This is a genomic window from Hungatella effluvii (assembly GCF_003201875.1).
GTDB classification, from domain to species: domain Bacteria; phylum Bacillota; class Clostridia; order Lachnospirales; family Lachnospiraceae; genus Hungatella; species Hungatella effluvii.
Genome location: NZ_QJKD01000001.1, coordinates 752,694 through 768,078, shown reverse-complemented (window position 1 = coordinate 768,078; position 15,385 = coordinate 752,694). Strand labels below are relative to the sequence as shown.

Here is a 15,385-nt window from a genome sequence, read left to right as displayed (position 1 = left end):
CATTCGTATAGGATTTGGTAATGTAAAAGGATTCTGAGTTTTTTGATCTGGATGTAGTAACCCGCATAAATAATCACCTCAACACCATTATAGCACATATCACTAAATATTACTATATTTTAAAGCAAAAAAGTTGACAAAAAAATAAGCCTGCAATAAGGCTTTGCAGCACTTTTTGATTGATTGATGTGTCAAACGCCCGGAAAGCGTTATGGTTTTCCGTATCCTCTTTTTTTGTATGGAGTCTGTTCCTTTACAGCATCTAAAAAATATGGTATACTAAAAAACGCAGGCTGATAATAATTACCCTGCAGCAGCCGTTTTATCATTGTTCAGAAGGAACGGCCTGCCACGGAGGTCCTTTATGAAAACCCATTCTTTTTTTAATCCATACAATCCCACGTAGAAAATAACAATTTCAGAATTACCATGCGTTTTGGCACTGTAGATCACAGGGCTTATTTTGCGTACCGTAAAACGGGCGCCGGGTTATGAAATTTGTGAAATCGATGAAAATGGAGCAGAAAGTATGAAAACAAAAAGAAATATCTATCTGATGTATGGGATTTCCCTCCTGCAGGGAATGGTGTTTTACGGACCGATCGCCACGCTCTACCGGCAGGCGGCGGGAGTTACCGTGTTTGAAATAACTTTAATTGAGAGCATATCGCTTGCCCTGTGCATCGCCCTGGAGATGCCGTGGGGCGTAGTGGCCGACAGGATCGGATATAAGAACACTCTGGTGATCAGTTCCCTGATCTATGTGGTATCCAAGGTGGTGTTCTGGAAGGCCGACGGTTTCGGCGGATTTCTTCTGGAACGGGTGATGCTGAGCGTTGTGATGGCGGGCATGTCGGGCTGTGACGTGAGCCTGCTGTACCTGTCATGCCGCGAGGGGGAGAGCCACCAGGTGTTCGGCGTGTATAACCTTTTAAATACCGCAGGCCTGCTGGCTGCGGCTCTGATCTTTTCTGTCGCTATCGGCGATGATTACCGGATGGCCGGATTTTTGACCGTACTGACGTATGCGGCCGCGGCGGTGCTGGCCTTCGGGCTAAAGGAAGTAAAGGAAAAAGAGGACAGAAAGCCGGTGAAAGGCCGGTTCCTGACGTGTTTGAAGGAAGTGGTGAGTGATAAACGCTTCCTGCTCCTTCTGGTGGGCATGGCATTTCTGGCGGAGACGAATCAGACCATCACAGTGTTTTTAAACCAGTTGAAATATGAGGCGTGCGGGATAGCTCCAGCTAATATGGGATATATCTATATCCTTGTAACCGTAAGCGGAATGGCCGGAGTCTGTTCAGCTGGATTTACGAGGAAAATTGGGATGAAACGGTTTGCCCTGCTTTTATTTGGCGCCGCCTCCGTCTCCTGTGTGATTCTGGCCCTGACCGGAAACGGTGTGCTTGCGGTGGGAGGCGTTGTGCTGCTTCGCCTGTCAGCCAGCCTTTTCGTGCCGCTTCAGACGGAGATACAGAACCGCCACGTAAAGGCGGCAGACCGCGCCACCGTTTTAAGCATTTACGCAGTTTTGTCGGAGGGAACGGGAATCGCCACCAATCTGCTGTTCGGCGCGGCGGCTCAGGCCGCCCTTCCGGCCGCTATGTTCTGCGGGGCAGGAATGTGCGCGCTTGGCGCCGTATTTTTCTTAATCTGGCATCGTGCTGCAAAATAAGGTGAAATATAAGATGCAAAATAAGATGCAGAATAAGATGGCCCGCCGGATGTTGCACACCGTCGGCCGGGATGATATACTGAGAGCATCTGGTATTGAACCAGGATGAATGAGCACTCCCGGAAACTCCCCTGCACCCCTCTTTGTGGCTGAGTTTCGGAGAGTACTCTGAAAATCAGGCGGAGGTGACCGACATGAAAAAGTATCCGGGAATTATCCTGGCAATGACAACGGCTGTGATGATCACATCCTGCTCGTCTGTCTTGAACGGAGGAGACACAAAGAGTACAGAGGAAGGCGCGGCCAGTGAGAGCGTGACGACGGAAGCGCAGACCGATGCGATAAAGATAGAGAATGAGACGGATCCCGAACCGTCCTCCGAAACGGAGACATCGCCCGAGGCGGAAACATCTGCTCCGTCTCAGGAGTCGGTGACCAGGGAGACAGAGGCTATGCCGGTCTACACCGTAACCGCGGTTCAGAAGACCATGTATGTGACTCAGCCCGTCCATGTACGGGCCAGCTATACGACGAAGTCCGACGTTCTCACCAGCTTTGGAACGGGCCAGAAGGTCAGTGTTACGGGCCAGTCCGCCAACGGCTGGATGCGTATCTCCTATAAGGGCGGGGACGCATATATATATAAGAAGTATTTAAGCAGCTCAAAGACCGAGAGCCAGACTAAGGAGGCGGCATCGGTGCCGTCACCTGAAAACACGCCCACGGGACAGAACGGCTCGAATTCCTCGAATACTCAGAACCCATCTGCGCCCTCCGGCCCTTCGGTGCCAGGCGGAAATGATAATATTCCGATCGTGGAGCCGTCGCCGCTGACGCCCTCCGCGGGAACGCAGAACACGAATTCCACGGCAGGGCCAGGCTCATCGACCGCACCGGGAAGCAGCAGTGGCGCCGGAACCGGGATGATTACGTCGATTGGCCCGGGAATGTGAGAGCGTGGGAAGATCAAAAAGAGGCGGTTACTCCAGGAGATGGAATACTCATGGAAGTAACCGCCTTTTTTGTTTCACAGGAAAGTTCATCCTATGAAACAAAAACCCTCCGGGGGATGCGCACTCCGCGCTTAGGAAATATGGCCGCTGAAGCGACCGCGCTCCGGCGCGAGAGTCCGGCGGGCCGGACTCTTTAGTTATACTCTGTTTACTCTGCCTGAATTTCCCTCTTAAAGAAATGGGCTCCGGCCAGTAGCAGAAGATAGCAGAGAGACAGAATCAGGATGTGGAAGCCGGTTTTGATAAACAGCGGAAGCGCCGCGAACGGATCGCAGACGGAGCTTGCCGCATAGTAGATTCCGATCGCCATCACCATCAGAAGGGCTGGTTTCACAATCATATCCCATGCATTCCAGGAGAAGGAGACCTGCTTTTTCAGGGAGAAGATGTGCATCAGGGCCAGAAGCAGCTCGCTGGCCAGCATACCGATCAGATACGCCATGATTCCGAATTTCGGGATGCCAAACAGCACGAAGGCCAGGCGGACGAATAGAGCCGTCACGTTCTGAATAAACGTGGTGGAGGTCTTTCCAAGGCCGTTTAAGATGCTTCCCATGGTGGTGACCAGATAGAGGAAGGGACAGAGCCATGCCAGGGTCATGATAAAGGAGCCGGCATTTTCATCCTTAAAGACACTGACGCCCAGATCGTTGCCAAACAGGGTGAAGATTCCGATGCACAGGATTCCCACGTACAGGCAGTAGCGCAGGGACATGGAGATGGTGCCTGCGATCCGCCGTTCGTTTCCTTCTGACTGGGCCTCGGCTACCGTGGGAAGCAGCAGGACGGCCAGCGAATTGAAGATCGTGGAGGGAAACAGGATAAATGGCAGAGCCATTCCCGTAAGGACACCGTAAATACTGAAGGCCTCGGAGCTTGATAAGCCGAAGCGGTTTAAGGAACCGGGAATCCAGATTGCCTCCGCGCTGGAAAGAATATTCAGGATGAGGCGGTTGCCCATGAGCGGCAGAGCCAGCGTCATGAGTGCGGGCGCGGTTCGGCGGAAGGAATCGGCTGCGGCCGAAAAACGGCGGCCGTCGGAATCCGTATTCTTTGCGTAGGTGCCATCCGGCAGTTTCGGCGGGAAAAACTGACAGGCCGCGACGGTATAGAGGGTGGAGGCGATCTCGCCGATCAGATGGCCGGCCACAGCCAGCTGGACGGTGATCTCGATCCCGGCTTCCAGCATTATATCCGCAATCAGAAACACGGCGCCGATGCGGACAGACTGTTCAATCACCTGAGCGAATGCCGGAACCCGGGTACGCTGCATACCATAATAGTAACCGTTGATGCAGGCATGGATGGCGGCGCAGGGTACGGAGACGGCTATGTAGGTGAGGAGCGGTGCGCAGCGCGGTTCCATCAGGATGCTGCCGGCCAGAAAATCCTGGAAACGGATGATGAGCCAGGCCAGGACAAAAGAGGTTGACATGGAAATGACGAGGCCGGTCCGGAAGATGGAACGGCCTTTCCTTACATTGGCGGCAACGGACTGGGAGATGGCCGTCTGGATGGACCCTGCGCACAGGGCAAAGCAGATGCCGAATACCGGATGGACCATGTTGTAGAGCCCCAGTCCTTCCGCACCGATGGTTCTGGAAAGAAAGATTCGGTAAAAGAACCCCAGCACGCGGGTAATGAGCCCTGTAGAAGTAAGGAGGAGAGTGCCCGTAAACAGGGCATATTTTCTTGGCGAAAGTTTTTGGGAAATCTTTAAAGAATCCTTCATGAAAACTCCATGATATGGGAATTATTATAATATATTTCTAATGAGTCCCCTTCATGACATTTTTCACTTAGCTTTCAGAAAGATGGAAGACCAAACTGTAACAAAAACGATAACTATTCCTATTGAAATTATAGGAAATCTGTGTATAATAGAAAATGTAGATGAAGCTTTTAACTTTAGGACTACAGAAAGGCGGAACTAACAATTATGAAACGATTTATTTATCTTGACAATGCAGCTACGACAAAGACACGGCCGGAGGTTGTGGACGCGATGCTGCCGTATTTTACGGAATTTTATGGCAATCCATCTTCCGTGTACGAGTTTTCCAACGAATCCAAGAAGGCGATCAACCGTTCCAGAGAGACGATTGCAGACGCCATTGGAGCAAAAACCAATGAGATTTACTTTACAGCGGGAGGCACCGAGTCCGATAACTGGGCACTGGCCGCGACGGCTGAGGCTTACCAGGCGAAGGGAAATCATATTATTACCAGTAAAATTGAACACCATGCGGTTCTTCACACATGCGAATATCTGGAGAAGCGCGGTTTCGAGGTGACTTATTTAGACGTAGATGAGAATGGTGTCATCAAAATTGATGAACTGAAGAAGGCAATCCGCCCCACCACTATCCTGATTTCCATTATGTTTGCCAACAACGAAATCGGAACGATCGAACCGGTGAAGGAGATCGGTGAGATCGCGAAAGAGCACGGAATTATCTTCCACACAGACGCGGTTCAGGCCTTCGGCCACGTTCCGATCAATGTAGATGAGTATCATATTGATATGATGAGCGCCAGCGGCCACAAGTTAAACGGCCCTAAGGGAATCGGATTTTTATATATCCGTACCGGAATCAAGACGCGTTCCTTTATGCATGGAGGCGCCCAGGAGCGGAAGCGCCGCGGCGGCACCGAGAACGTTCCGGGGATCGTTGGCTTTGGAAAGGCCGTAGAGATCGCCATGAACACATTGGAAGAACGCACGAGGAAAGAGTCTGAGCTGCGCGATTATTTGATGAAACGCGTGATGGCGGAGGTTCCCTATGTGAGAATCAACGGTCACAGAACCAGCCGGCTGTCCAACAATGTGAACTTTGCCTTCCAGTTTATCGAGGGAGAGTCCTTACTCATCATGCTGGATATGGATGGAATCTGCGGTTCCAGCGGTTCTGCCTGTACGTCGGGATCTTTGGACCCATCCCATGTGCTGCTGGCCATCGGCCTGCCTCATGAGATTGCTCACGGATCCTTAAGACTGACGCTGAATTCCGATAATACTATGGAAGAGATGGATTATGTGGTCGAATCCATCAAAAAAATCGTAGAGAAGCTGCGCAGCATGTCACCGTTATATGAGGACTTTGTAAAGCGGCAGAATCGGTAATAAGCTTACGTAAATTGTCGATATATTACTAAATATAGGAGAAAAATTAAAATGTATACAGAAAAAGTTATGGATCATTTCGAGCATCCAAGAAATGTAGGAGAAATAGAGAATGCCAGCGGCATGGGTACGGTAGGAAATGCGAAATGCGGCGATATCATGAGAATTTATCTCGATATTGATGAGAACGGAATCATCAACGATGTAAAGTTTAAGACATTTGGCTGCGGCGCAGCGGTGGCTACCAGCAGCATGGCAACCGAGATGGTGAAAGGCAAATCAATCCAGGAAGCGATGGAAGTAACGAACAAGGCGGTGTGTGAGGCGCTTGACGGACTGCCGCCAGTTAAGGTACACTGTTCCTTACTGGCAGAAGAAGCCATTCACGCGGCCTTATGGGATTACGCCCAGAAGAACGGAATCGAGATTCAGGGGCTGAAAAAACCGAAGTCAGATATCGGTGAGGAAGAAGTGGAAGAAGAATATTAAAGCCGGCGGTGAACCGGATGCCGGCAGAAGAAACGGAATGTGAAACGATGAATAAACCAAAAGTAGTAGTAGGAATGTCAGGCGGCGTGGATTCCTCCGTGGCAGCATGGCTGCTGAAGGAGCAGGGCTATGATGTCATCGGCGTCACGATGCAGATCTGGCAGGACGAAGAGAAAGAGGCCGTGGAGGAGAGCGGAGGCTGCTGCGGCTTAAGCGCGGTGGACGACGCCCGACGCGTGGCCTGGGATTTGGGGATTCCATATTATGTGATGAATTTCAAAGAGGAATTCAGAGAAAATGTAATAGACTATTTTGTGGATGAATACAGGAACGGCCGCACCCCAAATCCATGTATCGCCTGCAACCGGTATGTCAAATGGGAATCGCTGTTAAAACGGAGCCTGGATATTGGAGCGGACTATATTGCCACAGGCCACTATGCCAGAATCGAGCAGCTGGAAAACGGGCGGTACGCGCTGAGGATGTCCGTTACGGCGGCGAAAGACCAGACGTACGCGCTCTATAATCTGACGCAGTACCAGCTGGCTCATACGCTGATGCCGGTTGGCGCCTATTCCAAGGATCAGATCCGCGAAATCGCGGACCGGATCAATTTAAAGGTCGCCCATAAGCCGGACAGCCAGGAAATCTGTTTTATCCCCGATCACGATTATGCCAAATTTATTGAAGAAAACACGGGGAAAGAACTGCCGAGAGGCAACTTTGTGGACCTGGATGGCAATGTACTGGGACAGCATGAAGGAATCACCCACTACACGGTTGGCCAGCGGAAGGGATTAAACCTGTCCATGGGCCATCCCGTCTTTGTCACGGAAATCAGGCCGGAGACGAACGAAGTCGTCATTGGAAATTCGGATGATGTCTTTTCCGATACGCTCCGCTGTAACCGCCTGAACTGGATGGCGGTCGACGGACTTCACGGCGGTGAGATGCGGGTAAACGCAAAGATCCGCTATAGCCACAAAGGCGCCCCCTGCACCATCCGGGAAGTGGGCGAGGATTTGGTGGAATGCCGGTTTGATGAGCCTCAGAGGGCGATTACACCGGGGCAGGCCGTCGTGTTTTATACAGATACTTACGTTGCCGGAGGAGGTACGATACTGTGAATAAGAAGAGAAGAACCGGAATTTATATCGTTACCGCGCTTGTGTGCCTCCTGACACTGGCCGGATGCGGCAGGAAGTATGAACCGGTCGAGGTGCCGACACTGGAAGAGGCTTCTGGTGATATCACACTGGAAAATGGAGAAGAGACGGCAGCGGTTTCTATTGAGAATGAGACCGGGAATGGAAAAAACGAGACAGAGAAGCCGGGGGGACAGGCGGGGACAAGCGCCCACGAGGCCGCTGTGACTACGGAGACGGCTCCCGCTTTTACGGCGGTGGATGAAACCGTATACGTGACCGGCAGTCAGGTTAATATCAGAAAGAGCGCGGGAACGGGCGGTGCGGTGATCACCACGGTTTCCAGGGGAACGGCTTTAAAACGGACCGGATACAGCGACAGCTGGAGCCGTATCATCTATCAGGATCAGGAGTGTTACATATCCTCCAGCTTTGTGTCAAAGGAACAGCCGGCTCCGGAACCGGAGACAACGGCTCCTGCAGTCACAGGCTCCGGTTCCGGCAAGATCATTGCCATCGATCCGGGACATCAGGCGAAGGGCAATTCAGAAAAAGAACCGATAGGACCGGGTGCATCGGAGAAGAAGGCCAAGGTTGCCTCCGGAACGCAGGGAAATGCGACGGGGATCCCCGAATATAAGCTGACGCTTGCGGTCTCCTTAAAGCTCAAGGAAGAACTGCTTGGCCGGGGATATCAGGTTTATATGATCCGGGAAACGGATGACGTGAATATCAGCAACGCAGAGCGGGCCGAGATGGCCAACAAGAGCGGTGCGGATATTTTCGTGCGCGTTCATGCCAACTCTTTAAACGATACCAGTGTTCACGGCGCGCTGACCATGTGCCAGACATCGAAGAACCCCTATAATGGAAACTTATACAGCAAGAGTTCCGCTCTGTCCAAGGCCGTGGTAAAGGGCATCTGTGACACCACAGACTTTAAAAACCGCGGAGTCCAGGAGAACGATACCATGAGTGGAATCAACTGGTGCAAAACCCCGGTTACCATTGTGGAGATGGGATTTATGAGCAATGCAGAGGAAGATAAAAAGATGGCCACCGATGAGTATCGCGCGAAGATCGCAAAGGGAATCGCGGATGGGATTGATGCTTATTATGCGGCTGGAAATTAAAGATTTTGGGAAATGCTCTATAAGATGCAGACAGTTATACAAACAAAAAGAAACGGCAGGTGCCTGCCGTTTCTTTTTGTTTATAAATCATGTTTCAGTATACGTTTTTGTGCGAGCTCATAGACTTCGTCATCTTCACGGACACCGATTACAACAACCAGCATATGATCGCTGCAACGAATGAGCTGATATACGATACGCAGACCGGCACCACGGAGTTTGATTTTTAAAAAACCGGAAAGATTGTTGTTGTTTTTGTTTCCCAGAATTTTTCCATAGCCGCCTTCGCTTTCAGGTAATGGATTTTTGCAGGCTTTCTGAATTGCTTTCCGAATCAGTATTTTCTGGCTGCCATCCAGTTTGCGGAGGTCCTCAAGGGCTTCAGGAAGGTATTTGACACTCCAACTCATTCAAATTCAATGCTATCCGTATCTTCATAGTCGGGAGGAGTGAATCCCAATTCCTGATCCACTTGTTCCTGGGAGATAACAGTGGAAGGATTAAATTGGGACATCCGTTGTGCTGCAATGGCTAAGAGCCGTGCATCATTTGTTTCATCCAAAAGTCGGATATATTCTTCAGGAGAAAGGAGAACGCATTCAGGAACATTGTTTTTCATGACAACTTTGGCGCCATAACGTTTTACTTCTTCAAAGATTTTTCCAGCCAATCCACGGTTGAATTGGGAAATAGGAATTGTGTTTTCAAGTGCACTTCTGATATTCATAATCATCACCTCTTTTAAATAGTGTATACGATATCAGCATAAAAGTCAATAAATATACTGCTAAAACAACTGATATAAATAGTATATGCAGTTTTGCATATTTTATCAGCTAATACTGGAACTTTTTAAGGATTCCATGTAGGCCTTTGGGGTAACTCCGGTGTATTTTCCAAACACGCGGATGAAACTGTTTGCGCTGTTGAAACCGACCATCAGGCTTAATTCTGCGATTTTAATACCATGTTCTTTCTGGAGGAGTTCTTTGGCTTTTTCGATTCGGTAGCGGTTTAAGTAGTCTTTGAAGTTCTGACCGCTCAGCTGTTTGAACAGGATTCCGCAGTACTTGGGGGAGATGTTGAACTGGTCTGCCATGTCATTTAACATGATATCATCGGTGTAATTCGTGTGGATATAACGGATCATCTCATTTAGAAGCTTCTCATCGTTGTTTTCGCCCCGGCAGCTTACCGCGGTCAGAATGTCCTGAATTGCGTGTCTTAAGGTGGTGATGGTGACCGAATCACTCCAGTGTTCATACAGATACATAAAATTGATATCTTCTTTTAAAAGTGCTTCCGGTGATGTCTTCAGTTCCTGGAAGACACGGCCCAGTGTGCCGATCAGGACATAGACGAAGCTCTGAATCGACTCGATCGACAGCGTTTTGTCTACCAGGTTCGTGCGGATCAGCTGATCGAAGATCTGGAGCGCCTCCTCTTTGCCTTCTACGATACAGTGGACCATCCGGTTCTCCATGGAGAGCGGGTAGGAATATGTGACCGCGTCCACGGAACGGATCTGTTCAAAGGTCAGGATATTGGTATGGCCGTATACGTGCTTGTATTCCAGGATTCGCAGCGTCTCCTGATAGGCCAGCCAGATTCGGTTTAAGCCGTTTCTGGGATTGCTTAAGGCAATCCACTGATTGATCGTCTCATCCTCGGGCTTCTGTGTCAGATAGCGGAGGAGTTCGTAGAGCTGCAGGAGAATCTCGTCTGTGTTACCGCTTTTAACGATCATGGCGCACCGTGTGGAATCCAGGTCCACGAATGTCATGTCAGGCACGTTCATGGTAAACTCATGGACATACTGCTTTAAAATAACGATACAGCTGGGGGAGGAGCCTTCATTTACAGGCTGGAACTCCACTACCACCACGCTGTAATCCTCTTCCGGCTCTTCTCCGCATTCTGCCAGGCCTCCCGGCTGGGGGGCGAAGAGCAGACGGCGGTATTGCTGCTGAGAGGCGAGGCGTTCATTCTCGTCCATGGCCTCCATCAGTGTCTTGCTTAAGGATTTTATTTTTTCTGAATTCTGCCGTAAAATCTTAAATTCATCGATGGGTTTTCCAGCCTCAGGGGAATCCATGGAATCCTCCACGACTTCCCGGATTGGCTTATAGAGCGCCTCCACCAGCAGCGCGATTAAAAAGGTGAAAATGCAGGCTGCCGTGACCAGAATCAGAAGAAAGAATACAATCTGGCCGGAACCCAGCATGTAGCTGTCATAGACATAGGCAATTTCCCAGCCAATGGCAGGCAGGCTTGTAGGAAATACGTACTCCTTTCCAAGCTTGAAGAATTCCTGCTGTCCGATTCCGGAATCGGCTGCCTCCATACCCATATTCATTATATTTGAAAAAAGCTCATACATATCGGCTTCCCGATGGCTGACCGCCAGCAGCTGGTCGTCACTGTAAAGCAGAAACTGACCTGGCCTGGCAGAGCCTGTAAGCGTTTCGATCGGAATCGTGACAAAACACAGAAGGCTGGAAGAATATCGGTAATCCTTTACGATATAGTAAACGGATTTTAGACGGTCATTCTCATAATGAGGCAGGCTGAAGGGGCGGTTGGAAGCGGAAAAATGCTGTTCCATGGCCTCCATTTCTTCTTTTGTCAGCCCCTTTACATGCCTTAAAAATTTATCCCTGTCCACGGTCCCCGACTGGTCCAGGACCATGCCGTATGACTTTCCATCAAATTCCAGCGGACCTACCGTCGTCACAGCCAGCTCATAATTGAGCATGGAAGAGTCAGTGGTGATGATTCGCAGCTGCTTTAAGGCGGTGATGGAATTGAAATAGAAATCGTTGGCGGAGGATGAATTGACCCATTTCGTAATGCTCTTATCACGGCTGACGTCATTGACTGCCCGCGAGATCAGATTCATGGCGATGTTGGAATTGGCCTCCAGCGCTGCCGTGGAATTTGATAAGTTGTGGATATAGCTGCTTTTCTGCTGCAGGTGAAGGTAGCTGCCCGACAGCACCGCAAGCAGGACTATCACTATGGTACCGGTAGAAATCAGGATTTTATACAAACGGTTTTTATAGATACCAGATGAAAACATAACGTCAGACCATCTACTTTCGTTTAATCTCTAGTATGACCTGCACGAGATGCCTTGCTGGTTCGGTGAGGATGATTTTTCGAGAGCGCAGATGCAAAAACGCAGGCGTAGTGGGGCTACGCTGAGGCTTTTGTGTCTGTGCTCCCGGAAAATCAGACCAGCGAAACAGTAAGGTATTTCGTGCAGGTCATGCTAGGGCGTATTTCTCCACGGCGCTGAGACCCTGATGATGCTCAAATCCCAGCGGATGGCGGCGGTAGCCCCCGGTGCCTGCCGTCTTCAGTGTGAAGAAAGGATCATCGCTCTTTTCCAGATGATGTTTAAGCAGGGAACGGTACTTTTCCAGAATCGGGGAGTACTCCGGTTTACCTGCCAGGTTGGCTTTTTCATATCTGTCATTTCTCATGTCATAAAGCTCCTCGCTGTCCGGCTCCAGATAACAGATATACTTATAATCCTCGTCGCAGATCATGCGCCCGGGAACGGTATAATCGCGGAATTCATCATACCATTCCGCCACTGCGGCGGTTCGGTCGGAATGTGGTTTTACTCCCGTGATTTGAGGCATAAGGGATATTCCCTCCAGTCCGTCAGGACAGGGGAGTTCCGCATAGTCCAAAAGCGTGGGAACCAGATCCAGAAGAGAGGTTACGCCGCCGATTCTAGACTCTTTATCCCCATCCGGAAGCGCGAAAAAGAGAGGTACCCGGTTCGTCTCCTCGTAAAAAGCGCCGTACTTTGTCACAAGGTGGTGAGACGCCATCCCTTCACCGTGATCGGCCAGGAATACGACCATCGTCTGATCCGCGGCACCGCTTTTTGAAAGTGCTTCGAGAATCTGACCAATCTGTTTGTCCACCATGGACAGGTAGTAATAATAGGCGTAAAGATAGTGGCGGAAATCATCTTCCTTCCAGCCGCTGGCCTGGCGCTGCCTTCTGTGGGCGCAGCAGAGATACTGGATGAATTCCGGCCGGTTGGCAATATCGTCGAAATCAAAGTTTTCCGGCAGAGGAGGAAGCTCCCGCTCCAGAGGGAAATCACCGTACCCTTCGCTGTGTTCGCCGATGTAGGCGCAGATGTTGTGTGGATTCTGCAGGTCCGAGACCATGAGAAATGGCCCTTCCGGCCGGGAAGACAGGTACTGGACGGACTTTTCCGTTGTGTCGATGTCCAGATACGTCTCATAATCGAATTTTATGGCCGGATTCGTCCGCGGGACATGGATTTCCTCGGATTCGATGACCTTAAAGCCTCTCAATGCCCCATAATCATGAGTCTTGCCAAAATGCACACAATCATAACCGGCATGGGAAAACAGTTCTCCCAGCGTTGGAATATCGTCGGAGACCGCTGGAAAGCCTTGATCGGGCAGGTTGGAGAGCACGCCGGTCTGGTGGGGATAGCGCGAGGTCCAGAACGAGGCCCGGGCCGGCTGACAGAGCGGACAGGAAGTATAGGCATACTCCATGACGGCGCTTCTGGCCGCCAGACTGTCGAGATTCGGCGTGGAAGAATATGTATTGCCGTAGGCACTTAATGCCGTGGCGGAAAGTTGATCGCAGATGATGATTAAAATATTTTTTTGCTGCATTGTGTATACCCCCATTTGTTTACTTACTTAAAAGCATGTAATCCGAGTATAAGGGAATGAGCTGTAAAAATCAATCATATGGCGCGAATCGGGTGAATTGGTGATGAGTTGAAAAATGAATATAAAAAAGCAATCCTATTGCAGATGACCTGAAAAACAGTGATTTACTTTTCCGGATGAACGGGTTTAAAGTGGATTTCAGAAGCGGGAATGAGCTCTGTAAAACCAGAGCGTGTCAGAAAATTTATTCCTGCACTAATTGAATATGAGAGGGGAGTTACAAATGTTTAAGCAACAGGGCGGCAACAAAAATAAACAATCCTGCCTGCACTCAGTCAGAAAGAACTGGGATTTATATCTTCTTCTGCTCCCGGGTGTGCTGTGGTTCCTGGCGTTTGCCTACAAGCCTATGGCCGGTCTGGCGATTGCCTTTTACGATTACAACATCTTTAAAGGAATCTCGGGAAGCACCTTTGTGGGACTGGACAATTTCATTACCTTTTTAACAGGAAGAGATTTTCTGAGGGTTTTGAAAAATACACTGATGATCTCCTTCTGGCAGCTGGTCGTCTGTTTCCCGATACCGATTATCCTGGCGGTCGCAGTTACGGAGATGAAGAACAAGTTTGTCAGCAAGATGACGCAGATGACAACACTCCTTCCGCACTTCGTATCGGTCGTCGTTGTCTGTGGTATCGTGGTCAACTTCCTGTCTCCCAGTACCGGTATCGTCAACATGATTCTGGAAAAGCTGGGAATGGAGCCGGTCTACTTTATGGTACAGCCTCAGTATTTCAGAGGAATCTACACGATCATGACCCTGTGGCAGAACGCAGGCTTCAATGCGCTCGTCTTTATTGCGGCCATCATGGGAATCGATCCGCAGTTATATGAAGCGGCCACCGTGGACGGAGCCGGAAAATGGCAGAAGATCAAGAATATTACCGTTCCGGCGATTCTTCCGACGATTGTCACCATGTTGGTGTTAAATATCGGAAAGATGGTAAAAGTAGGATATGAGGCCATCCTCCTTCTGTATCAGCCATCTACATTTGCCAAAGCGGATATTATTGCTACCTATTCCTACCGCCTGGGATTTGAAAATGGGAACTACGGTCTCGCTACGGCGGTCGGTATGTTTGAGGCAATTGTCGCCCTGGTACTTGTCACGTTGGCCAACCGGTTAAGCCGTAAGCTTTCCGATACGGCACTTTGGTAAGGAGGCGCGAGATGAAAAATAAAAAAATCCATCAGGGACAGGTAATTGGAACAGGCGAAAAGGTATTTAATGCAGGCATGGCGATCCTTGGAATTGTAATCAGCCTGGTTGTGCTCTATCCGATCTATTACGTGCTGATCGCATCGCTCAGTCAGCCGTATTACGTGGAGAACGGCGATGTCATGTTTGCCATCAGGCATTTTACATTGGCAAGCTATAAGGAAGCCATCAAGAAGAGCGGCATCTGGCTGGCCTACGGAAACACTATTTTTTACACGGTTGCCGGCGTTGTGGTAAATATGCTCTTTACGACGACCATGGCCTACGCCCTCAGTAAAAAGAAGCTGGTCTTCCGCAAGTTCTTCACCTTATTTACCATATTCACCATGTGGTTTAACGCGGGAATTATCCCCATGTACTTAACCTTCAAGGATTTCAGCCTGTTAAATACCAGAACGGCCATTATCCTTGGGTTTGCGATCAACACATACAACTTGATTATTATGAAGAGTTTCTTCGAACAGCTTCCCGAGGCACTGGAGGAAGCGGCGTTTATCGATGGAGCCAACCATATTATTACATTTTTCAAGATTTATTTACCGCTCTCCAAGCCCGCGCTGGCTACGGTGGGACTGTTTTACGCGATCAACCGCTGGAACAGTTACTTCTGGGCCATGCAGCTGTTAAATGACGACAGGAAGGCGCCCCTTCAGGTATTGTTAAAGAAGATGATCGTAGACCGGGTGGCCAACGCTTCGGAGGCGGCAATCGTAACACAGAATTCATTAAGTTCTCCAACCACGGTAATTTATGCTATGATAATCATAGCCATTGTACCGATGCTGATCGTATTTCCGTTTGTACAGAAATACTTTAAGACCGGCGTCACCGTTGGAGGAGTGAAGGGTTAACTT

13 protein-coding genes are annotated in these 15,385 nt (G+C 49.7%); 8 read left to right on the top strand and 5 right to left on the bottom strand.

Going from position 1 to position 15,385, the window contains the following annotated elements:
• Positions 1–529: 529 nt before the first annotated feature.
• Positions 530–1,675, top strand: a complete 1,146-nt coding sequence (locus DFR60_RS03255) for an MFS transporter (protein WP_110321594.1) — start codon at positions 530–532, stop codon at positions 1,673–1,675.
• Positions 1,676–1,869: 194 nt separating this feature from the next.
• Entirely contained in the window at positions 1,870–2,628 is a 759-nt protein-coding gene (locus tag DFR60_RS03250; protein WP_110321593.1) for an SH3 domain-containing protein, read from the top strand.
• Positions 2,629–2,836: 208 nt separating this feature from the next.
• Here DFR60_RS03250 and DFR60_RS03245 read toward each other — a convergent pair whose 3' ends face one another.
• On the bottom strand, positions 2,837–4,420 hold the full coding sequence (locus tag DFR60_RS03245; protein WP_110321592.1) for a putative polysaccharide biosynthesis protein: 1,584 nt from the start codon (positions 4,418–4,420) through the stop codon (positions 2,837–2,839).
• Positions 4,421–4,627: 207 nt separating this feature from the next.
• Here DFR60_RS03245 and nifS point away from each other — a divergent pair, with 207 nt between their 5' ends.
• From nifS to DFR60_RS03225, 4 genes are read left to right on the top strand one after another with little or no spacing between them, the layout of a single operon-like run.
• Complete coding sequence (gene nifS, locus DFR60_RS03240; RefSeq protein ID WP_110321591.1) at positions 4,628–5,812, top strand: cysteine desulfurase NifS; 1,185 nt, start codon at positions 4,628–4,630, stop codon at positions 5,810–5,812.
• A 51-nt stretch (positions 5,813–5,863) separates the two neighbouring features.
• On the top strand, positions 5,864–6,301 hold the full coding sequence (gene nifU, locus DFR60_RS03235) for a Fe-S cluster assembly scaffold protein NifU (RefSeq protein WP_002601175.1): 438 nt from the start codon (positions 5,864–5,866) through the stop codon (positions 6,299–6,301).
• Positions 6,302–6,348: 47 nt separating this feature from the next.
• On the top strand, positions 6,349–7,428 hold the full coding sequence (gene mnmA, locus DFR60_RS03230) for a tRNA 2-thiouridine(34) synthase MnmA (RefSeq protein ID WP_110321627.1): 1,080 nt from the start codon (positions 6,349–6,351) through the stop codon (positions 7,426–7,428).
• On the top strand, positions 7,425–8,579 hold the full coding sequence (locus tag DFR60_RS03225) for an N-acetylmuramoyl-L-alanine amidase family protein (RefSeq protein ID WP_110321590.1): 1,155 nt from the start codon (positions 7,425–7,427) through the stop codon (positions 8,577–8,579). The genes mnmA and DFR60_RS03225 overlap by 4 nt, the downstream gene beginning before the upstream one ends.
• A gap of 80 nt (positions 8,580–8,659) precedes the next feature.
• On the opposite strand, the gene DFR60_RS03220 is transcribed toward DFR60_RS03225, so the two are convergent.
• From DFR60_RS03220 to DFR60_RS03205, 4 genes are all read right to left on the bottom strand, one after another.
• The gene (locus tag DFR60_RS03220) at positions 8,660–8,989 is read right to left on the bottom strand and encodes a type II toxin-antitoxin system RelE family toxin (protein ID WP_110321589.1); all 330 of its coding nucleotides are present in this window, start codon (positions 8,987–8,989) and stop codon (positions 8,660–8,662) included.
• The gene (locus DFR60_RS03215; protein ID WP_243004964.1) at positions 8,986–9,306 is read right to left on the bottom strand and encodes a type II toxin-antitoxin system Phd/YefM family antitoxin; all 321 of its coding nucleotides are present in this window, start codon (positions 9,304–9,306) and stop codon (positions 8,986–8,988) included. Before DFR60_RS03215 ends, DFR60_RS03220 begins: the two co-directional genes overlap by 4 nt.
• 105 nt (positions 9,307–9,411) lie before the next feature.
• On the bottom strand, positions 9,412–11,658 hold the full coding sequence (locus tag DFR60_RS03210) for a helix-turn-helix transcriptional regulator (protein WP_110321587.1): 2,247 nt from the start codon (positions 11,656–11,658) through the stop codon (positions 9,412–9,414).
• Positions 11,659–11,845: 187 nt separating this feature from the next.
• Positions 11,846–13,252, bottom strand: coding sequence for a sulfatase family protein (locus DFR60_RS03205; protein ID WP_110321586.1), 1,407 nt, complete (start codon positions 13,250–13,252; stop codon positions 11,846–11,848).
• Positions 13,253–13,535: 283 nt separating this feature from the next.
• Between DFR60_RS03205 and DFR60_RS03200 the strand changes: the two genes are divergently transcribed.
• On the top strand, positions 13,536–14,471 hold the full coding sequence (locus tag DFR60_RS03200; protein ID WP_110321585.1) for an ABC transporter permease: 936 nt from the start codon (positions 13,536–13,538) through the stop codon (positions 14,469–14,471).
• 11 nt (positions 14,472–14,482) lie between these two features.
• Positions 14,483–15,382, top strand: coding sequence for a carbohydrate ABC transporter permease (locus tag DFR60_RS03195; protein ID WP_110321584.1), 900 nt, complete (start codon positions 14,483–14,485; stop codon positions 15,380–15,382).
• The last annotated feature ends 3 nt before the right edge of the window (positions 15,383–15,385 follow it).